This window comes from Kitasatospora sp. NPDC032121 (assembly GCF_055580145.1).
The window spans coordinates 454,468-474,893 of record NZ_JBVILX010000005.1; the positions used below are offsets into that span (position 1 = coordinate 454,468).

The following is a 20,426-nucleotide window of genomic DNA, read 5'->3' on the forward strand; positions in this document are numbered from 1 at the left end:
CCCCCCCCCACCACCCCTCCCCCCCCCCCCCCCCCCCCCCCCCCCCCCCCCCCCCCCCCCGTCCCCCCCCCCCCCCCCCCCCCCCCCCCCCCACCGCCGTCGTGGTGCCACCCGCGGTGTCTCAGGCCGCGACCGCACCGACCTGCTGCGGCTGCGCGGCCGTCCCCTCCGGGGCGCCCGCCCCGGCGGCCTTGGCCTGCCGGGACTTCTGGATCAGGTGCGCGACCCACCACCCGATCCCGCGCAGGGCGCAGACGATGGTGGTGGCGTAGAACAGCGTGTAGACCACGTTGAACACCATCAGCACCCCGTAGACCATGGCGACCGAGGAGCCGAACATGAACTGCGCCTTGGCCTTCATCGGCGTGGTGCCCGGGTCGCTGATCATGTAGTTGGTGAACAGCACGAAGGCGACGCCGGTCATCGCGCCGAGCGCGGAGTACAGCGCGACGTCCCAGATCCAGTGCCGGACGAACGCCTGGATGGCGAACGCGCCGAGCCAGCCGACGATCAGCGGCGTGCGCTTGGTGAGCAGGGCGTTGATCACCGTTCCCGCGGTGGCGATGATCAGCGGGATCATCACGCGGAAGAAGGTGTTCGCGTTCTCGGTGAACTGGTACGGCGGCGAGATGCTGAACCAGGTGCCGAAGCACAGCAGCGACATCGTGATCCCGAAGTTGGACGGGTTCATGTAGTGCCGCATCCGGCCCGCGATCGGCGCCTGGAGGGCGTGCTTGCCGCCGACGCCGATGACCACCCCGAAGAACATCGGCAGCAGCTGGTTGTTGCCGTACGTCAGCATGTTGACCGCGAGCGCCGTGATGTGGGCCGGCAGCAGGAACTCGTAGAGCCCGCGCGCCCCGCGGCCGCGGAAGCGCGGCGCGCGCCGCTGCGCCCAGGCGCTGATCAGCTCGAAGCAGATCTCGCAGGTGTAGGCGGTGACCACCGCGATGAACGGCCAGAGCCAGGGCTGCTCGAAGCCGAGCAGGGTGTAGCCGAAGGCGTTGAACACGCTGATGGAGATGGCGAAGTTCCGCAGGGCCAGGTAGCGGGGGTCCTTCGGTTTCGCGGGGGCGGCCGGCGCGGCCGCCGGGGCGCCGCCGGGAACGGGTTGCGCGGTCGCGCTCATCGGTTCGGGACCTCCTGGACGTCGCTGGTCAGCATGAGGGTGTGGGTGCCGGGGTCGATCTGCTCGGTCTTCTCGTGCAGCCCGCCGCTCGCGTCCCGCCACGTCAGCTTGACGGTGACCGGGCCCTGCTGGGAGCCGAGGCCGAAGCGCACGTCGAAGCTGCGGTAGCCGCCGTGGCCGCCGCCGCCGTCGAGCTGGGAGATCTGGGTGCGGCCGTCCGGGGTCATGACGCACACGGTGGCGTTGTACGCGGGCGCTCCGCTGTTCACCAGGCCCTGGCCCGCCCCGCCCTCGGCGGTCGGCCGGTAGAGCCGCAGGTTCAGCTGGTTGCCCACGCTGGGCGCGGTGTTGGCGTAGAAGGCGGGCGGCCCCCACTGGCGGGCGACGGCGAAGTCCAGCCGGCCGGTCCCGGTGGTGTCGCCGGTGGCGAGGCCGCGGGTGGGTGTCGGCACGGCGATGCCCAGCTCGGAGCTGATGTTCACGTACGGGCCGTCGGGGGTCTTGGCGTAGAAGGCGATCGCCTCGTCCCCGGCGATGTCGTCGCCCGGCTGGACGTTGGGCCACATCGCGGGGTTGGAGAGCAGGTCGTCGTTGGTCATGGCCATCTCCTGCAGCCACGGCCAGCGGTTGATCTTCCCCTTCACGAAGCCGGTCGCCTGGAGGACGTTGAGGTCGCCGTTGTTGAGGAAGTCGCCCATCTTGGCGTCCCAGCCCCACCCGCTCCAGGCCATGCCGTGCTCCTGGGCCTCCTGGGTGAACGGTGCGACGCCGTCGGCGAGTTTGGCCTTCATGTCGGCCTCGTCCTTCGCCTTGTTGATCCAGACGAAGTTGCTCTCCTCCAGGCCCCAGGCGACGGCGATGTTGCTGACCATCATGTCGAAGTTGCCGTTGCGGCCGAGGTCGCCGAAGTCGACGCCCATGCCCTTGAACGAGCCGTTGCCCAGGACGAAGGACTTGGGGGTGCTCGGTGTGCGCTCGCCCGTGGCCTCGGTGAACCGGATGTGCCCGGGCGTCGACCTGTTGTACATCAGGTGCCCGTGGCCGAAGTCGTTGGCGATGTACATCTCGGGCAGTCCGTCGCCGGTCAGGTCGGCGCCGGAGATCGCCAGTGTCCAGCCGGTCGAGGCGTCGAAGGGGATCGCGCCCTTCTCCTCCACGTACGACACCGTGGGCTCGGGGCCCGAGGTGCTCTGCTGCCAGCGCAGGACGTGGTCGCCGCCGGCGTTCCTGGCGCTGGACAGCGAATCGTTCATCACGACGTTCTTCAGGCCGTTCGGGTCGAGCACGTCGGAGTCGGGGAAGTAGTTGCCGATCACGATCGACGGGCGTCCGCTGCCGTCGAGGTCGGCGACGTAGTCCGCGTCGGTGTTCCAGCGCGGGCCGTGGTACTTCCCGTCCAGCGACTCCGAGGGCACCAGCTCGCGCGGCACGTAGGAGCTCGCGGCCGGGGTCGTGGCGTCCGACCTGGCCATGAACAGGATCGGCGTGCGGCCCCAGTACGTCACCAGGAGGTCCATCCGGCCGTCGCCGTTGAAGTCGCCGGGCGTGCAGCCGGTGGGCGCCATGGTGTCGTCCATCGGCAGCGGCTTGCCGTCCAGCACGAAGGGCGTGAAGCGGTCGGCCGGCCGGGCGGTCGGCGTGTACGTCACGACCACGCTGTCGGTCCTGGTGTCGACGATGCACATGCTGTCGGCCACGCCGTGCCCGGTGAGGTCGTTGATCGCGATGCTGGCCCCGACCGAGGAGATCCACGAACGGATCTTCTGGTAGGCCGGGTTGACGTTCCGCACGGTCCTCATCGGCCGCTGGTCGTAACCGGGCGGCATCGCGATGGGCATCTCCTTGAAGCCGTACTGCTTCGCGACCTGTTCCGCTCCGGCCACCGCGACCGAGCTCCGCGCCGCGAAGAACAGCGAGGCGGCCACCAGGATCACCACCAGGCCGGGTACCAGTCTGCGGAATCGTTCATGGTATGTCACCGAATTCCCCTCTCGGCAGATCGTGTACGACCCTGCTTTCGCATCGAGTGCACTGACGCGACCGACTCCGGCGGGAGGAAGAAGTCCCGGGGCCCTGGATCCGCGTTCCCGAAATGCGACGGTGAATCCACTTCACTCGCAGGTCTACCCCACGAGCATGGACGCCGGGCACCCCCGGGGGCATCTCTCACATTGCTCACCGAACCCATACCGGCTTTGCCAAGACTTTTCCGAACGGGGGAATCCGGGCGGCGCCGGAAATCGGTGGGCACGACTTCCCGCCGGCCGGGCGCCGGTGTTCCGCCGCGGCGGCCGGGGGAACGCCGAAGCGCCCTCCGGAGGTGCTCCGGAGGGCGCTTCGGCGGGTGCGTGCGGTGCGGTGCCGCCGGGCGGCGGCGGGGGCGGGGCGGGTCAGTAGCGGTCGGAGGACCCGGGCGGGACGTCGTGGCGCAGCCACCCGGCCGGGTCCACCCGGTGGCGCACCCGGTCCAGCCGCGCGACGGCGGCCGCGGACAGGTGCCCCTGCGGCTGCTCCAGCCGCTCGACCAGGGTCGGCGCGGTCCGGCCGGTGTCCCAGGGCGTCAGGGCGGAGCGGACCTCGGCGCAGTGCGCCCGGACCGCCGCCGTGGTGACCTGGTCGACGGCCAGCCCGCCGGCCGTGAACGCGAAGGCCGCGTCGAGGTGGCTGAGCGCCCCGCCGTTCGGGTCGGGCACCGCCAGGGCGCCGCCGAGCTGTCGGAGTTCGGCGTTGACCAGCGGGGATCCCGAGCCCTCGCCGAGCACCTTGAGGAAGGTCTCGGCGCCGTCCGGGCCGAGGTCGGAGAGCAGCAGGTGGTCCCCGAGCACCGGCACCGGGTCGGTCGGGTCCATGTGCGTGCGGACCACGGCCGGCGGGGTGGTGGTGCACCAGGTGTCCAGCACCGGCTCGCGGACCGCCCGCAGCGGCCCGAGCAGGTCCGCGGCCCGGCGCTCGGCGGTCTCCAGGCCGTCCTCGGTCGGGCTGAGCACCACGCCGGCCAGGCAGATCACCGGGCCGCCGGTCAGCACCGGCGGGATCTCCGGCACGGCCGGCAGGTTCATCACCCGGAACGCGGTGGTGACGGCCTCGGGCGCGTCCCCGGTCCAGCGCAGCCAGCGGGACAGCAGCTCGGGGCCGTACGCGGCGGGCCAGAAGGCCGCGCCGGTGACCACCCGGGCCGCCGGGAAGAGCGCGAGCTCGACCGCGGTGACGACGCCCAGCCCTCCCCCGCCGCCGCGCAGGGCCCAGAACAGCTCCGGGTCTGCGATCGCCGAGACGCGGCGGAACTCGCCGTCCGGGGTGACGAGTTCGATGGCCCGGACGCTGTTCACGGCGAGCCCGGCCCGGCGGCCGTAGAAGCTGATCCCGCCGCGCAGCAGGTACCCGACCACCCCGACGGTGGGCGAGGTGCCGTGCGGCGCGGCCAGGCCGTGCTCGGCGGCGGCCTCGACCACCGCGCCCCAGCGCGTTCCCGCCGGGACGCGGGCGGTGCGGGCCACCGGGTCGACCACGACCGGCCCGGCGGGCTCGGTGCGGATCAGCAGGGCGTCGTCCATCGGCCGGGCCGAGGAGGAGGCGTGCCCGGTGGTGTGCACCCGGACCCACCGCCCCGCGCGGTGGGCGTGCCGCAGCGCCGCCTGGACCTGTTCGACGGTGCGGACGGTCACCGCCGCCGCGGGCCGGACCGGAGCGGCCAGGTTGAACACGGCGGTCGCGGCGGCGTAGGCGCGCTCCCCGGGCAGCGAGACGACCGGATCGGTCTCGGTCATGACACGAACTCCTCGGCTCGACGGGCTACTCGACTCGACGGGCTACTTGACACCGAACCGCGCACGGGCGAGCTCCCGGGTCGTCACCGCGGACAGGAAGACCCCGATCCCGGAGTGGCTGTGCAGGGTGGACAGGTCGCGCCAGACCCGCTCGATCCGCTCGCCCTGGCGCACCGCGCTCGACCCCGCCGTCGGGAACAGCTGCCCCTCCACGGCGTGCCAGCACAGCCGGATCACCTCGCGGCAGATGGTGGCGAGGCGCAGGTCGTGCTCCCGGGTGAAGGCGCCGGGCCCCTGGGCACAGAGGTCCTGCCACTGGGTGACGGCGTGCAGCACGGCGGCCTCGGCGGTGGCGATCATGCCGGCCGCCTCGCCGTACCAGAACTGGTAGTCCGGGTCCTCGGCGCGGGTGACCACGGGCGGGAAGAGCGTCGTGCGGGACTGCATCAGCTCCCCGTAGGCGTCCAGCGCGCCCTGGGCCATGCCCACGGCGAGCGAGGCGACCTCCAGCACCATGAAGCTGAGCGAACCGCCGCCGTACTCCGGGTTGCCGTGCAGCCGGTAGCCGGGGGTGCCGCCGTCGACGAGGACCTCGCTCATGTGGGTGCGCGGCAGCGTCAGGTGGTCCGGGACCAGACCGTCCTCGATCACGATGCTGTGCGAGCCGCTGCCCTTGAGGCCCAGCTGGCCGCCCCAGTCGTCGAGCCGGCGGAACCGGGAGCGCGAGGCGACGAAGAGCATCGGCGCCGGCGGCTCGCCGTCCTCGCCGGGCACCGGGACGTGCCCCATGAAGTGCGTGGCGTACGGCGAGCCCGAGCAGTAGTTCCAGGTGCCGTCGATGCGCCAGCCGCCGTCCCGCGCCCGCTCGGCCCGGCCGTTCGGCACGATGGTGGCCGGGCAGATGAAGTCGCCTCCGGCGAAGATCTCGGCCTGCGCCCGCTCGCCGAACAGCGAGGCCGCGGGCAGGGCGTGGGTGGCGCCGAGGCAGTACATCCAGCCGGTCGACGGGCAGCCGCGGGCGAGCGTCATCGCGACCCGCAGGAAGGTGTCGATGCCGAACTCGTAGCCGCCGTACCGCTTGGGGACGAGGATCCGGTAGAAGCCGGCCTCCGCGAACGCCTCGTGGGTGTCCTGGGCGTAGTACGTGCGCTGTTCGGTCTCGGCCTGCCGGGCCACCAGGAGCGGCGCGATGGCCTCGGCCCTGGCGATGACCTCCTTCGGCGTCAGACCGGGTTCGGGCGGCTGCGGCGAGCCGGACCCTGCGGCATTCGTGGCGACCGTCATTGCGGCGCGGCTCCTCTACGGTTGGCGCGGGCGTTCCGCCCGGGGCCGGGCGGACATTTCCCGGCCACTGTCGCCCGCGGCGGGGGCGGGGCGCATCTCCCTGATTGCCAGCACGATCGAAGAACCACGGCGGCGGGGCCGTTGCTACGGTTCCGGGGCGAATTCGCCCCGGAACCAGCGAGAGGAATTCCCCGTGATCTCCGATGGAAAGCCGCAGTCGAACGCACCGGAGAGCAGGACGCAGCTCTCCTTCAACCAGGAATTCCTCTGCGGTTTCGACCGCGGCGACGAGGAGGGACCGTTCGGCCCGCACTTCCACATCGTGCACGGCTGGCGCCTGCGCGGGAAGGTCGACGCCGCGACGCTGCAACTGGCCCTGGACGACGTGGTGGTCCGGCACGAGGCCCTGCGCACGGCCATCGTCCGGGGCGACGGCGAGCGGTACCAGGAGGTCCACCCGCCCACCCCGGTCCCGCTGGAGCTGCGGGAGCTGCCCGGAGCGGACGCCCGGGCCCGCGAGCAGGCGGTGGAGGAGCTGATCACCGAGGTCGAGTCGGGCACCATCAGCGCGCGCGAACTCCCGCTGCTGAAGGCCACCTTGCTTCGCTTCGACGAGGAGGACGCGATCCTGGCGCTGGTCGTCCACCACACCGCGGCCGACGGATGGTCGGTCCGGCTGATCATCCGCGACCTCGCCGTCCGCTACGCCGAGCGCCGCGGGCACCGCCTGCCCGAGCTGCCGACCGCCCTGCCGTACCGTGAGTTCTCGCAGTGGCAGCGGGAGTTCGCCGAGAACCCGGCGCTGGAGGAGTCGCGCGCGTTCTGGCGCAAGCAGCTCGCCGGCGCCCGGATCCTCTCGGTGCCCACCGACCGGCCGAAGTCCTCCGGCCTGCCGGAGTCCACCGCCGTGTACCGCTTCACCGTCGACGCGGACCTGACCACCCGGGCCGTGGAGATCGGCCGGGCGCTGCGCAGCACGCCGTTCATGGTGCTGATGGGCGCGTTCGCGGTGATGGTCGCGCGCTCCACCGGGACGACCCGGATGGTGGTGCCGACCTTCTCGCCGGGCCGCGGCGAGGACCGCTTCCACCACACGGTCGGGCCGTTCTTCAACTTCCTCCCGCTGTGCACGGAGCTCGCCGGGGCCCGCGACTTCGCCGAGGTGGTCACCAGGATCCGCACCACCAGCCTGGAGGCGTACGCCCATGACATCCCGTTCGGCCAGATCCTCGCCCAGGCGCCGGAGTTGATGCTGCCGACGCTGGAGGACGAGCGGGCGGCCTGCGTCTTCCAGGTCTTCCCGTTCCCGTTCCTGCTGGACGGCGAGCTGATCGGGGACCTGGAGTTCACCGAGGTGCGCCGCCGGCTCACCTCGCAGCCGGTGGGCTCGGACGTGCCCAACGGCGCGCTGTGGACGCTCAACCTGGACCCGGCCGGTGACGTGGTCGCCGGCATCCAGTACAACAGCAACCTCTACGACGAGAGCACCGTGGCGGAGCAGGTGGACCGCTTCCGCGAGGTGCTGCGGGAGCTGGTCGGCGCGCCGGACGCGCCGCTGGAGCTCGGTGCCGGGAACTCCTGAGTACGCCGGGGCCGGCGGTTGCGCTCCCCGCGGAACCGCCGGCCCCCTTCGTCGACCGGCCCGCTCAGCCGACCCGGATCGGGCCGCGGGGGCGCAGGCCCCGGTAGGCGTCGTTGTACCGGTCCAGCAGCAGCTGGGCCTCGGCGTTCGCCCGGGCGAAGCGCTCCCGCGGGTCCACGTCGGTGGCCAGGACGTCGTGCATGGCGGTGGTCAGGACGTTCTGGATCGCGGCGAACTCGCCGAGCAGCGCGCCCCGGGCGGCCGGCGAGCCGGAGTTGGCGGCGAGCTGGTCCAGCGCCGTGCGGAAGTGCGGGTTGCGGTGGAACCAGCCCTCCTGCTCCAGCAGTTCGATCGCCCCGCCGGTGACCGGGATGAACCCGGTCTCCCGGTGCCGCTCGGCGGCGGTCCGCGGCGCGTTCAGGTACTGCATGAAGGCCAGGGCGCCGTCCTCGGTCTCCTCGTCCAGCCCGGACGCCAGCCAGAGCGCGTCCCCGCCGATCACGTTGCCCGCGTACGGCACCCGGTCGTTGTACGGCATCCGGCAGGCCCGGGCGACGAAGCCGCCGTCGTGGCCGGCCTGGGCCATCCGGGCCGCCTCGACCGAGGTGGTGAGGACGAAGGCGACCTCCTGGTCGGCGAAGGCGCGGAAGTTGCGGTTCCAGTCGACCTCGGTGTTCACCCGGCTCGGGTGGTAGCGGTACAGGCCCGCCCGGTGCAGCCCCCGCCACCACTCGACGTAGGCGAGCATCGCGTCCGAGTCGAGGTACAGCTTCTCGGCGCGGCCGGAGCGGCCGTTGTCCCGGTCGGCGAGCAGCGCGCCCTGCTGGGCCACGGACTGCTGGAACCACCAGCCGTGATTGGGCCAGGTGATCCCGTGGGCCGGCCCGTCCGGGAGCGCGGTGACGGCCCGGCAGGCGGCCTCGATGCCGGCCCAGGTCAGCGGGACCTCGGTGATCCCGGCCCGCTCCAGCAGGGTGGTGTTGGCGTAGAGCAGGGTGGTCGAGGTGAGCGGCGGCATGGCCGCGACCGCGCCGTCGTAGGTGTAGAAGTGCCGGGCGGCGGGTTCGACGTCGTCGAGCACGACCGGCTCGCCGAGGATCTCGGTGCGGCCGGCGATCGCCCGCTCGACCGAGGTGAACAGCGGTGAGCCGTCGGGCCGTCGGGCGTCGAGGGCGTCCCGGGTCGAGGTGTAGAAGTACTGCGCGATGGTCGGCGCCTCGCCCTTCAGGGCGGCGTCGTGGATGGTCTGCGGAACCGACAGCCAGTCCACGCCGGTGACCCGGATCCGGTACTCGGGGTGGTTGGCCGTGAACTTCTCCGCCAACTCCCTGGTCCGGTCTTGGAAGTAGGGCATCAACGGGTAGAGCGGCACCACGATGTCGAGGTCGATCCGCTTGCTCATTCCGGAATCCTTCCTGGCAGGCCGGGCAATCCAGATGCTCATGCTCCGGGGGTGGCGGGCCCCGGGCATCTCCGCTCGTGCTGACTGCGCGGCCCCTCGCGGCCCGGTCCGGCGCGAGCGCACGTCGGGAGAAGCGGCCGGCCATGCGGAACTGTCAGGCTCGGTTCGTCCGGTGAACTGGCAGCAAGGAGAGGCGTCTGATGGCCGAAGCCCGCGAGACCACCGCCGGAGATGCGCGCGGCAGCCGCCCGCTGACCGGGGCGGAGTACATCGAGAGCCTTCGCGACGACCGGGAGATCTACCTCTACGGCGACCGGGTCAAGGACGTCACCGCCCACCCGGCGTTCCACAACCCGGTCCGGATGACCGCGCGGCTCTACGACGCCCTGCACGATCCGCGACACCGGCCGGTGCTGACCGCACCGGTCGACAGCGGCGGCGAGGGCTACACCCACCGCTTCTTCACCACTCCGCGCAGCGCGGAGGACCTGGTCGCCGACCAGCAGGCGATCGCCGCCTGGGCGCGGATGAGCTACGGCTGGATGGGCCGCAGCCCCGACTACAAGGCGTCCTTCCTCGGCACCCTGGGCGCGAACGCGGACTTCTACGAGCCGTTCGCGGACAACGCCCGGCGCTGGTACGCCGAGTCGCAGGAGAAGGTGCTGTACTGGAACCACGCGATCGTGCACCCGCCGGTCGACCGCTCCCTGCCGCCGGACCAGGTGAAGGACGTCTTCATCCACGCGGAGAAGGAGACGGACGCCGGCCTGGTGGTGTCCGGCGCGAAGGTGGTCGCCACCGGCTCCGCGCTGACGCACTACAACTTCATCGCGCACTACGGCCTGCCGATCAAGGACCGCACCTTCGCGCTGGTGGCCACCGTGCCGATGGACGCGCCCGGGATGAAGCTGATCTGCCGCCCGTCGTACACCGCGACGGCGGCGGCGATGGGCAGCCCCTTCGACCACCCGCTCTCCTCCCGGCTGGACGAGAACGACACCATCCTGGTGCTCGACAAGGTGCTCATCCCGTGGGAGAACGTCTTCGTCTACGGCCAGCCGGAGAAGATCCGGATGTTCACCGGGCAGTCCGGCTTCATCGAGCGGTTCACCTTCCACGGCTGCACCCGGCTCGCGGTGAAGCTGGAGTTCATCGCCGGGCTGCTGGCCAAGGCCCTGGACATCACCGGCACCGGTGACTTCCGCGGGGTGCAGAGCCGGCTCGGCGAGGTGCTGGCCTGGCGCAACCTGTTCTGGGGGCTGTCCGACGCGGCCGCCCGCAACCCGGTCGCCTGGCACAACGGCGCGGTGCTGCCCAACTCCCAGTACGGCCTGGCCTACCGGTGGTTCATGCAGACGGGCTACCCGCGGATCAGGGAGATCGTGCTCCAGGACGTGGCCAGCGGGCTGATCTACGTGAACTCCAGCGCCAAGGACTTCGACAACCCGGGGATCCGGCCCTACCTGGACCGGTTCCTGCGCGGCTCCGGCGGTGTCGACGCGGTCGAGCGGGTCAAGGTGATGAAGCTGCTCTGGGACGCCGTCGGCAGCGAGTTCGGCGGCCGCCACGAGCTCTACGAGCGCAACTACGCGGGCAGTCACGAGAACACCCGGATCGAGCTGCTCTTCGCCCAGCTCGCCAACGGCCAGCTGGACGCCTACAAGGGCCTGGTCGACGAGTGCCTGGCGGAGTACGACCTGAACGGGTGGACCGTGCCCGATCTGTCCTCCTTCGCCGACCTGAGCGATTCCGTCCACGGGCTGCTCGACAGCTGATCCGGACGCCGACGACCGGCCGACAACCAATCGATGAGGATCGGAGGGCATGGTGGCTTCCCCTTCCCTTCAGGGGCATTTCACACAACAGGCGCTGCGGACACCGGACGCGATCGCCGTATCGTCCGGTGAAGTCCGGCTCAGCTACCGCGAGTTGGACGAGCGGGCGAACCGGCTGGCGCACCGGCTGCGGGACCTCGGCGTGCGGGCCGAGTCGCCGGTCGCGGTGCTGATGGAGCGCTCCGCGGACCTGGTGGTGGCGGTGCTGGCCGTACTCAAGGCCGGCGGCTGCTACCTCCCGCTGCACAGCGCCTACCCCCTGGCGCGCAAGCAGTGGATCGTGGAGCACTGCGCGGCGCCGGTGCTGCTGACCGACGAGGCGATGCGCGGGCGCGGCCTGCCGGACGTCGCCGAGGTGGTCGTCGTCGAGGGCGAGAAGGGCCTCGCCGACCACCCCGCGACGGACCCGGCCGTCCCGGTCGGGCCGGACGCGCTCGCCTACGTGATCCACACCTCGGGCTCCACCGGGGAGCCGAAGGGCGTCGCGGTCGCGCACCGGGACGCGCTCGGCCTGGCCCTGGACTCGATCTGGTCGCAGGGCCGGCACGAGCGGGTGCTGATGGTGGCGCCGTACGCCTTCAACGTCTCCACCTACGAGTTCTGGGTGCCACTGCTGCACGGCGGGCGGATCGTGGTGGCCCCGCCCGGCGACCTCGACGTGCACGCCCTGCGCCGGCTGATCGCCGAGGAGCGGATCACCGGCATCCACCTGACCGCGGGCCTGTTCCGGGTGCTCGCCGAGGAGGACCCGGGCTGCCTGGCCGGCGTGCGCGAGGTGCTCACCGGCGGCGACGTCATCGCCCCCTCGGCCGTCCAGCGGGTGCTGGAGCACAACCCCGGCCTGGTGGTGCGGGCGATGTACGGCGCGACCGAGGCCACGCTGTTCAGCACCAGCGCGGCGATGACCGCCCCCTACGTGGCCGACGGCCCGGTGGGCGTCGGCCGGCCGATGGACGGCGTCCGGCTGCACGTCCTGGACGCCGAGCTGCGGCCGGTGCCGGCCGGCGGGGTGGGCGAGCTGCACATCGCCGGACGCGGCCTGGCCCGCGGCTACTTCAACCGGCCCGACCTGACCGCCGAACGCTTCGTGGCCAACCCCTTCGACGCGCCGGGCGAGCGGATGTACCGCACCGGGGACCTGGTCCGGGTCGACCGGGACGGCCTGCTGGAGTACCTCGGCCGGGCCAACGACCAGCTCAAGGTGATGGGCTTCCGGATCGAGCCCGCCGAGGTGGAGGCGGCACTGGCGCGCCACCCCGGTCTGGCCCATGTCGCCGTCGTGGCACGGGAGTCGGAGTCCGGGGAGAAGCGCCTGATCGCCTACTACGTCCCGGAGTCCGACGGGGTCGAGGCGGGCGCGCTGCGGGCGCACGCGGTGGCGCAGCTGCCGGCGTACATGGTGCCGACGGCCTTCGTGAGCGTGCCGGCCCTCCCGCTGACCCCCAACGGCAAGCTGGACCGGCGGGCGCTGCCCGAACCGGTGACCGACTCGGCCCGCCGGGCGCCGGCGACCGAGCGCCAGCGGCAGCTGTGCGCCCTGTTCGCCGAGGTGCTCGGGGTGCCGGAGGTCGGCATCGACGACAGCTTCTTCGAGGTGGGCGGCCAGTCCCTGGACGCGATGCGGCTGGTCAGCCGGATCCGGGCGGCGCTGGACGTCCGGCTCACCGTCACCCAGTTCTTCGACGTGCCCTCGGTGGCCGCGCTGGAGAGCCTGCTGGACCGACCGGAAGGAGAGCGGGGATGACCAGTCCCTTCGACGCCGAGGACGGCCGGTTCACCGTCCTGGTGAACGCGCGGGGCCAGTTCTCGCTCTGGCCGGCCGCCGCCGGGGTTCCGGCGGGCTGGACGGCCGAGCACGGTCCGGTCGACCGGACCGCCGCCCTCGCGTACGTGAACGAGCACTGGACCGATCTGAGGCCGAAGAGCCTCACCGGGCGCCCCCTCGGGCAGCCCGACGACTGACGAGGAGTCTGGAACATGAGCCTCGACGCGGGTCAGGAGACCTTCGGCGGCATGCTCGTCGACCACATCGCCTGCTACGTCGCCGACCTCGCCGCCACCACCGAGTGGCTGGTCCGGGGTTACGGCCTGGAAGTGTACGCGGGTTCGGCCCCGCAGGCGCCGGACCTCCGCTCGGTGGCGCTCGGCCGCAACGGCATCCGGGTGGTGCTCAGCCAGCCGCTGCCGGGCGACCACCCGGGAGCGGCGTACGTGGAGAAGCACGGTGACGGAGTCGCCGACATCGCGCTGCGCGTCCCGGACGCCCGGGCCGCCTTCACGGAGGCCGTCCGGCGCGGCGCCCGGCCCGTCGCCGGGCCGGCCGCGCACGGCGAGCTGGTCACCGCGACCATCATGGGCGTCGGCGACATCGCCCACACCTTCGTCCAGCGGCCGGCCCCGGCCGACGAGCGGCCGCTGCCCGGGCTGGCGCCGGTCGCCACCGACCCGGCCGCACCGGACTTCGGCCTGCGGGAGGTCGACCACTTCGCGATCTGCGTCGAGCCCGGGCAGATCGACGCGACGGTCGCCTTCTACCGGGAGGTGCTCGACTTCGAGCTGATCTTCACGGAGCGGATCAAGGTCAACGGGCAGGTGATGATCACCAAGGTGGTGCAGAACGGCACCGTCACCTTCACCCTGATCGAACCGGACCAGGCCCAGGTCACCGGCCACCTGGACGAGTTCCTGAAGGACCACGGCGGGCCCGGGGTGCAGCACATCGCCTTCACCACGGACGACATCGTCGGGTCGGTCGACGCGATCGCCGCCCGGGGCGTGGAGTTCCTGGGCACCCCGGAGGCGTACTACCGGCTGCTCTCCGGCCGCCTCACTCCGCTGCGGCACTCCGTGGCGGACCTGGAGCGGCTGAACATCCTGATCGACCAGGACCACGACGGGCAGCTGTTCCAGATCTTCACCAAGTCCGTGCACCCGCGCGGCACCCTCTTCCTGGAGGTCATCGAGCGGATGGGGGCCCGCTCGTTCGGCAGCGGCAACATCAAGGCGCTGTACCAGGCCATCGAGTACCAGAAGGGCAGGGGTGTGGCCGATGGCGCGTGACGGGATCTTCGACGACCGGTTCCGGGCGGCCGTGGAGCGGCTGCGGGTGCCCGGCATGGGCACCGAGGTGGTGGCGCCGCTGCTCTCCCACCTGATCCACCTGGCCCGGCCCCGCCGGGTGCTGGAGGTCGGCATGGGGTACACCACGCCGTTCCTGGCGAAGGCCCTGGCCGAGGCCGAGGAGTTGGCCGCGGCCGAGGCCGCCGCGCTGGTCCGCAAGACCCGGCCGTACCTCGCGGACGGCCGGGAGCTGGACGAGGCGTGGATCGACAGCGAGCCCGCGCTGCTGCTGCCGGCCGGCTACCGCGAGCCGTACGAGCCGCGGTTCGTGGCGATCGACGACCTCTCGGACAGCGGCTCCTCGGCCCCGCTGGTGACGGAGGTGCTGGACGAACTCGGCTTCGCCGAGCGGGTCACCGTGGTCAACTCCGACATGCGCGGGGCCGTCGGACGCCTCCCCGAGGAGTTCCGGCCGATCGACTTCGCCTGGGTCGACGCCTGGGACTGCCTCTACTTCTTCGAGAACTTCTGGGAGTTGATCGATCCGGACGGCGGGATCGTCGTCATGCACTACCTGATGACCTACCCCGAGGGCGAGGCGATCCTCGACTACATCGCCGAGACCCAGCGGCTGGCCCCCGGCGAGTTCGAGATGCTGAACCTGCTGGAGAGCCGCAAGCTGCGCCAGAACAGCATGACCGTGCTGCGCCGCACCAGCGGCAGCCGGCCCCGGCAGTACTCCGACACCGGTCAGCGCCCGCGCCTCGGCGGCCAGGTCCGCGAGGACGCCCTCGCCCTGGCCCGCTCGATGACCGAAGCCGCCGGCCAGAGCCCGAACAGGACACCCCGATGACCCAGACCCCCGTGGAGTTGCTGACCGCCTTCACGACGGCCGGCGCCGAACAGCGCGACGCCGCCTTCCGGCACCTGGTGGCCGCGCTGTGGCAGGACGGCCGGGCGAGCGACCTCGCCCCGGCCGCCGTGCCGGCGCTGCTGACCGCACTGGACCAGGCCCCGCCCGAGCGCCAGGGCTGGCTGGTCCTGCTGCTCGGCCTGCTGGCCGGCGCCGAACCGCCCTCCGTGGGAGGCGAGTCGGCCGAGCCGATCGGCAAGGAGCTGGACCGGTTCCTCGAACTGCTCGCGGACCGCGGGGCCCACCCCGGGCGCACCCTCGCCCTGCTGTACCTGCTCTCGCACTTCCCCGCCGACCGCGACCGCATCCTGGCGGCCGTCGAACCGCTGGAGCCTTCCCAGGACGACCTCAGCCGGCTCGACCGGGTGCTGCGGCCGCTGGATCCGGCCACCGCCGTCCTGGGCCGGGTCTGGCCCTCGCCGGCCGAGTGGGTGCTCAGCGAGGCCGAGCGCGCCTTCGACCGCTCCTGGGTCGACGCGCTCTCCCCCGCGCAGCTCGCCGCCACCTGGGACGGCGACACCCGGATGCTGATCGGCTACTCCGGCGCCAAGGCGTACTGGGCGCTGCGCCACGGCACCACCGAGGTGGTCGCCGACACCAGCCCGCACCGGACCACCGCGCTGTCGGCCGACGCCGTCGGCACCGCCGACCTCACCCGCCACGCCGAGGTGCTGCGCTGCCCGGCCTGCACCGGCCGCCTGGACGTCTCCCCCGGCGGCGCCCGCTGCGCCGACTGCGCCGCCGCGTACTCCTCCGCCGCGGGCCACCTGGACCTGTTCGAGCGCAGCGAGCCCTCGGACCCCAAGGACGTCCTCCAGAACGCCGCCGCCATGCGCAACATCGGGCTGCACTACGAGACCGTGCTGCGACCGGCCTTCCTGCGGCTGATGGGCGGCAACTTCGGCGGCCAGGTGACGCCGGCCGACGAGGACCGCTACATCGCCGCGCACACCGCCCCGGTCGACGGGCCGGTGCTCGACCTGGCCGCGGGAGCCGGCCGGTGGACCGCCGTGCTGGCCGAGGCCGTGGGCACCGAGCGGCTGATCGCGCTGGACCTCAACCCGGCCATGCTCACCTGGCTGAGCGGACGGCTGCCGGAGGTCCCCGCGCTCCGGGCGAGCGCGCAGGCGCTGCCGTTCGGCGACGCCACGCTGGGCGCGGTCAACTGCTGGAACGCCCTCCAGGCGATGCCGGACCCGGCCGGGGTGATCGCCGAGGTCGGCCGCTGCCTGCGGCCCGGCGGCAGCTTCACCCTGCTCACCTTCCTCCAGGCCGACGACCCGGTCGACCGCCACTTCCAGGGCACCTTCCGGGGGCCCGGCTTCCCGGACGGCATGCCGCTGTTCGCGCTCGCCGACCTGCGCGCCTGGCTGGCGGCCGCCGGCCTGACCGTCCGGGACCAGTACACCCCCGGCACCTTCGCGGTCATCACCGCCGAACGCGCCGCCTGATCCCGGCGCCCGACCGCTCCCCGACCGCGGCGCCCGATCCCGGCGCCCGGTCGGACCCGCCCGACCGGACCCACCCGACCAGACCCGCCCGATCACACCGCAATCCGCGAGATGTGGCGCCCGGCCGTGCCGTGCGAACGTCTCTGCGGCGCAGGAACACGGAGGGACGAACGAGCATGACCGACAAGACCGTTGATCCGACCGGCCCGGCGGTGATCAGGCCCGGGGACCCGAGGTACGAGAACCTCGTGCAGGGCTACAACCACCGCTTCGTCGGACGCCCCGACGAGGTGCGCCTGGTGACCACCACCGAGGAGGTGGTGGCGGCCGTCGGCGAGGCGGTGGCGGCGGGCAAGCGGATCGCGGTCCGCAGCGGCGGTCACTGCTTCGAGAACTTCACCACCTCGCCCGAGATCGAGATCCTGCTGGACCTGTCCGAGCTGAACCGCATCGCCCACGACCCCGCGCGCCGCGCGATCGAGGTCGGGGCCGGCGCCCTGCTGGGTGACGTCTACCGCACCCTGTTCAAGCGCTGGGGGGTGACGATCCCGGGCGGCACCGGCTTCGAGGTGGGCGTCGGCGGCCACTTCCCGGTCGGCGGCTACGGCCCCCTCTCGCGCCGGGACGGCCTGATCGTCGACCACCTGTACGCCGTCGAGGTCGTGGTGGTCGACGAGTCCGGCCGGGCCGGGGCCGTGGTGGCCACGTCCGAGCCCGACGACCCGCACCGGGACCTCTGGTGGGCCCACACCGGTGGTGGCGGCGGCAACTTCGGCGTGGTGACCAGGTACTGGCTGCGCACCCCGGGGGCGGACACCGACGACCCGGCCGGGCTGCTGCCCAAGGCGCCGGCCCGGGTCTGGAAGCGGACGGTGATGTGGCCCTGGGACGGGATGACCGAGCGGTCCCTGACCACGCTGCTGCGCAACTACGCCACCTGGTACGAGAACAACGACGACGCCGACTCCCCGGCGGCCGGTCTGTGGAGCAACCTGATCGTCACCCACCGCAACTCCGGGATGTTCGGGATGACGGTGGTGATCGACCACGACGGGCCGGACGCCGAGAAGGTGTTCGCCGAGCACTTCGAGTCCGTGTCCGCCGGGGTCGGCGTGGAGCCGGTGGTGCACACCGCCGAGGTCGTCCCCTGGTTCAGCTCCTGGTTGCCCTCGTACAGCTTCCCGAGCGACCCGAAGGGGCGCTACAAGGACAAGGCGGGCTATCTGCGCAAGGGGTTCACCGATCACCAACTCGGGGTGATCTGGCGCTACCTGAGCGATCCGGAGCACACCAACCCGATGTCGTGCATCGTGGTCGCGGGCTTCGGCGGGAAGGTCAACACCGTCGCCCCCGACGCCACCGCCGCCGTCCAGCGCGACTCGGTCCTGAAGGTCCTCTACTGCGCCGGCATCTGGCAGTCCGAGGACCAGGACGAGGCCAACATCGCCTGGGTCCGGGCGTTCTACCGCGACGCGTACGCCCCGAGCGGCGGCGTCCCGGTGCCCGACGAGAACAGCGACGGCACCTACATCGGCTACCCCGACCGCGACCTGGCCGACCCGGCCTGGAACACCTCGGGGGTGCCCTGGTCGACGCTCTACTACGGCGGCAACTACCCGCGCCTGCAGCAGGTCAAGCGGACGTACGACCCCGGGAACGTGTTCCGTCACGCCCTGTCGGTCGAACTCCCCGGCGGCGAGGCTCATGTGAAGGAGGATCAGGATGCTTGAGAACAAGGTCGTCGTGGTCTCGGGGGTCGGCCCCGGCCTCGGGCGGGCGATCGCCCTGCGGTCCGCGCGGTCGGGCGCGGACGTCGTGCTCGCCGCCCGGACCGAGTCCCGGCTCGCCGAGATCGCCGCGGAGGTCGAGCGGACCGGGCGCCGGGCGCTGGCGGTGCCGACCGACATCACCGACGAGTCGTCGGCCGCCGCGCTGGTCAAGGCCGCGACGGAGGCCTTCGGCCGGGTCGACGCGCTGGTCAACAACGCCTTCGCGGTGCCGCCGATGGTCGACCTCGGCGAGGTCGACCTCGCGGACGTGCGCGCCGGGTTCGAGACCAACGTGTACGCCGCGCTGCGGCTCACCCGGCTGTTCGCGCCCGCGCTGGCGGAGAACCGGGGATCGGTCGTCATGATCAACTCGGCGGTGATCCGGCACTCCAAGCGGCCGTTCGGCGCCTACAAGATGAGCAAGGCCGCCCTGCTGTCGCTGGCGCAGAGCCTGGCCACCGAACTCGGCCCGCGGGGCGTCCGGGTGAACACCGTCGCCCCCGGCTACATCTGGGCGGACGCGCTGCGCGAGGGCTTCGGGCACGTCGCCGCGCAGCGCGGGGTCACCGTCCAGGACGTCTACGACGAGATCGCCGCCACCCTGGACCTCGGCCGGCTGCCCGAGCCGGACGAGGTCGCCGACGCGGTGCTCTTCCTCGTCTCCCCGCTGGCGCGCGCCGTCACCGGGCACTGCCTGGACGTCAACGCCGGCGAATACCACCACTGAACCCGTCAGGACGACGACACGGAAGCTGAGGACCAGCGGTGACAGAGAACACGGAGCAGACCGGTGCGCTGGCCACCGGACCACGGCGGGCGAGACCCGGCACGGAACCGGCCACGGCCGCGACGAGCTGGTGGCAGAGCCCGTGGGCGGCGGCACTGGCCGCCGTCGTGGTGTTCAACCTGCTGTACGCCTTCCCGCGCTACCTGTCGGGGGACAGCCATCAGGCCCGGATCCCGCTCGATCCGGGCTTCCCGGCGCACTACGCGGTCCTGGTAGCGCACGTCGTCCTCGGCAACATCTCGCTGGTGACGGTCCTCCTCCAGGTCCTGCCGTGGATCCGCCGCCACCACCCGGCCGTGCACCGGATGAGCGGCCGGGTGTACATCTTCGCCGGAGCGCTGCCCAGCGGGGTGCTCGCGCTGGTGCTGGTGCCGTACTCCGCGGCGCCGTCCGGCAAGACCGGGCTGGCCATGATGGCGGTGCTCTGGCTGGGCACCACCCTGCTCGGGCTCCGGGCGGCGCTCCAGCGCCGGTTCGTCGACCACCGGCGGTGGATGGTCTACAGCTTCGCGCTGGCCCTCGGCACCACCTGGGGCCGGGTGCTGGCCGAACTGATGCTGCACGTCCCGGGCTTCCGGATCGACATCATGACCCTCCTCGACCTGGCCAACTGGGCGGGCTGGGTGTTCAACCTGCTGGTCGCCCACTGGTGGCTCGAGCGGACGGCCCCGCGGGCCGCCCGGCTGGTGCGCTGACGTCGAGAACCGAGCGGCCGGCCGTGGGACACCACGGCCGGCCGCCGGCGTGTGCGGCCCCGGCGGCCCCGGCGGCCCCGGCCCCGGCCGGCCCGGGCCCGCCGGACCGCCGCCGAACCGCCGCCGAACCGCCGGGGAGCGCCCGCAGGCCGTCCGGCCTGGGATTCGTCCTGTACGCACGACCGGGGATGTCGAGAACGGGCCGCCGGCTCCGACGTCTCCGGTGGAAGCCCCGGGAAGCGCCCGGGGCGCCACCCCCAAGGAGAGACAGTCATGAAGTACATGCTGACGATGCACATGAACCCCGTGCTGTGGGAGGGCCTGCCCGAGGACGAGAAGCAGGCGGTCTACGCCGGCCACGGCGACTTCATGAAGCTCCTCCGGGAGTCCGGCGAGCTCGTCCACACCCAGGCGCTGGCGGAGCCCGAGAAGAGCACGACCGTCAAGGTCCGTGACGGCGCCCCGGCGCTGAGCGACGGCCCGTACCTGGAGAACAAGGAGTTCGTCTGCGGCTTCTACCTGGTCGACGTCGAGACCCGGGAGCGCGCGATCGAGCTGGCCGGGATGATCCCGGACGCCAAGCACACCGGCATCGAGGTCCGTCAGGTGATGTTCGAGCAGGGCCTGGAGATGTGATCGGGTAGCACCCCGCGGAAACGGCGGCGGGGGGGGGGGGGGGGGGGGGGGGGGGGGGGGGGGGGGGGGGGGGGGGGGGGGGGGGGGGGGGGGGGGGGGGGGGGGGGGGGGGGGGG

Annotated in this window: 16 protein-coding genes; 11 read left to right on the forward strand and 5 right to left on the reverse strand. The window is 72.5% G+C overall.

Annotation, left to right across the window (positions count from 1 at the left end; translation table 11 throughout):
- Positions 1–121: 121 nt before the first annotated feature.
- From ACZ5OX_RS17930 to ACZ5OX_RS17945, 4 genes are all read right to left on the reverse strand, one after another.
- On the reverse strand, positions 122–1,129 hold the full coding sequence (locus ACZ5OX_RS17930) for an enediyne biosynthesis protein (protein ID WP_465630847.1): 1,008 nt from the start codon (positions 1,127–1,129) through the stop codon (positions 122–124).
- Positions 1,126–3,108: an FG-GAP repeat domain-containing protein gene (locus tag ACZ5OX_RS17935; RefSeq protein WP_465630849.1), complete on the reverse strand. Its 1,983-nt coding sequence runs from the start codon at positions 3,106–3,108 to the stop codon at positions 1,126–1,128. Before ACZ5OX_RS17935 ends, ACZ5OX_RS17930 begins: the two co-directional genes overlap by 4 nt.
- A gap of 411 nt (positions 3,109–3,519) precedes the next feature.
- Positions 3,520–4,896 carry an FAD-binding oxidoreductase gene (locus ACZ5OX_RS17940; protein WP_465630851.1) on the reverse strand — a complete coding sequence of 459 codons (1,377 nt, stop codon included), beginning with the start codon at positions 4,894–4,896 and terminating at the stop codon, positions 3,520–3,522.
- 42 nt (positions 4,897–4,938) lie between these two features.
- Positions 4,939–6,180: an acyl-CoA dehydrogenase family protein gene (locus tag ACZ5OX_RS17945; RefSeq protein WP_465630852.1), complete on the reverse strand. Its 1,242-nt coding sequence runs from the start codon at positions 6,178–6,180 to the stop codon at positions 4,939–4,941.
- Between the two features lie 193 nt (positions 6,181–6,373).
- Between ACZ5OX_RS17945 and ACZ5OX_RS17950 the strand changes: the two genes are divergently transcribed.
- The gene (locus ACZ5OX_RS17950) at positions 6,374–7,762 is read left to right on the forward strand and encodes a condensation domain-containing protein (RefSeq protein ID WP_465630854.1); all 1,389 of its coding nucleotides are present in this window, start codon (positions 6,374–6,376) and stop codon (positions 7,760–7,762) included.
- A gap of 64 nt (positions 7,763–7,826) precedes the next feature.
- Here ACZ5OX_RS17950 and ACZ5OX_RS17955 read toward each other — a convergent pair whose 3' ends face one another.
- Entirely contained in the window at positions 7,827–9,164 is a 1,338-nt protein-coding gene (locus ACZ5OX_RS17955; RefSeq protein WP_465630856.1) for an extracellular solute-binding protein, read from the reverse strand.
- Between the two features lie 200 nt (positions 9,165–9,364).
- Between ACZ5OX_RS17955 and ACZ5OX_RS17960 the strand changes: the two genes are divergently transcribed.
- The 10 genes from ACZ5OX_RS17960 to ACZ5OX_RS18005 all read left to right on the forward strand — a co-directional run bounded on the left by ACZ5OX_RS17960 (position 9,365) and on the right by ACZ5OX_RS18005 (position 20,310).
- Positions 9,365–10,939 carry a 4-hydroxyphenylacetate 3-hydroxylase family protein gene (locus ACZ5OX_RS17960; protein ID WP_449790537.1) on the forward strand — a complete coding sequence of 525 codons (1,575 nt, stop codon included), beginning with the start codon at positions 9,365–9,367 and terminating at the stop codon, positions 10,937–10,939.
- Positions 10,940–10,988: 49 nt separating this feature from the next.
- Positions 10,989–12,743, forward strand: coding sequence for an amino acid adenylation domain-containing protein (locus ACZ5OX_RS17965; protein WP_465630858.1), 1,755 nt, complete (start codon positions 10,989–10,991; stop codon positions 12,741–12,743).
- On the forward strand, positions 12,740–12,961 hold the full coding sequence (locus tag ACZ5OX_RS17970; RefSeq protein ID WP_449790539.1) for an MbtH family protein: 222 nt from the start codon (positions 12,740–12,742) through the stop codon (positions 12,959–12,961). Before ACZ5OX_RS17965 ends, ACZ5OX_RS17970 begins: the two co-directional genes overlap by 4 nt.
- 15 nt (positions 12,962–12,976) lie before the next feature.
- Positions 12,977–14,059 (forward strand): 4-hydroxyphenylpyruvate dioxygenase, encoded by a 1,083-nt coding sequence (gene hppD, locus ACZ5OX_RS17975; RefSeq protein ID WP_465630860.1) that lies wholly within the window; start codon positions 12,977–12,979, stop codon positions 14,057–14,059.
- The gene (locus ACZ5OX_RS17980; protein ID WP_465630862.1) at positions 14,049–14,912 is read left to right on the forward strand and encodes a class I SAM-dependent methyltransferase; all 864 of its coding nucleotides are present in this window, start codon (positions 14,049–14,051) and stop codon (positions 14,910–14,912) included. The genes hppD and ACZ5OX_RS17980 overlap by 11 nt, the downstream gene beginning before the upstream one ends.
- Positions 14,909–16,423 carry a class I SAM-dependent methyltransferase gene (locus ACZ5OX_RS17985; RefSeq protein ID WP_465630864.1) on the forward strand — a complete coding sequence of 505 codons (1,515 nt, stop codon included), beginning with the start codon at positions 14,909–14,911 and terminating at the stop codon, positions 16,421–16,423. The genes ACZ5OX_RS17980 and ACZ5OX_RS17985 overlap by 4 nt, the downstream gene beginning before the upstream one ends.
- 176 nt (positions 16,424–16,599) lie before the next feature.
- A complete protein-coding gene (locus tag ACZ5OX_RS17990; RefSeq protein ID WP_465630865.1) occupies positions 16,600–18,153 on the forward strand; it encodes an FAD-binding oxidoreductase in 1,554 nt (517 codons plus the stop codon).
- A complete protein-coding gene (locus ACZ5OX_RS17995; protein WP_465630867.1) occupies positions 18,146–18,919 on the forward strand; it encodes an SDR family oxidoreductase in 774 nt (257 codons plus the stop codon). Before ACZ5OX_RS17990 ends, ACZ5OX_RS17995 begins: the two co-directional genes overlap by 8 nt.
- A gap of 38 nt (positions 18,920–18,957) precedes the next feature.
- Positions 18,958–19,674, forward strand: a complete 717-nt coding sequence (locus ACZ5OX_RS18000; protein ID WP_465630869.1) for a DUF2306 domain-containing protein — start codon at positions 18,958–18,960, stop codon at positions 19,672–19,674.
- Between the two features lie 273 nt (positions 19,675–19,947).
- Positions 19,948–20,310 (forward strand): YciI family protein, encoded by a 363-nt coding sequence (locus ACZ5OX_RS18005; protein WP_449790546.1) that lies wholly within the window; start codon positions 19,948–19,950, stop codon positions 20,308–20,310.
- Positions 20,311–20,426: the final 116 nt, after the last annotated feature.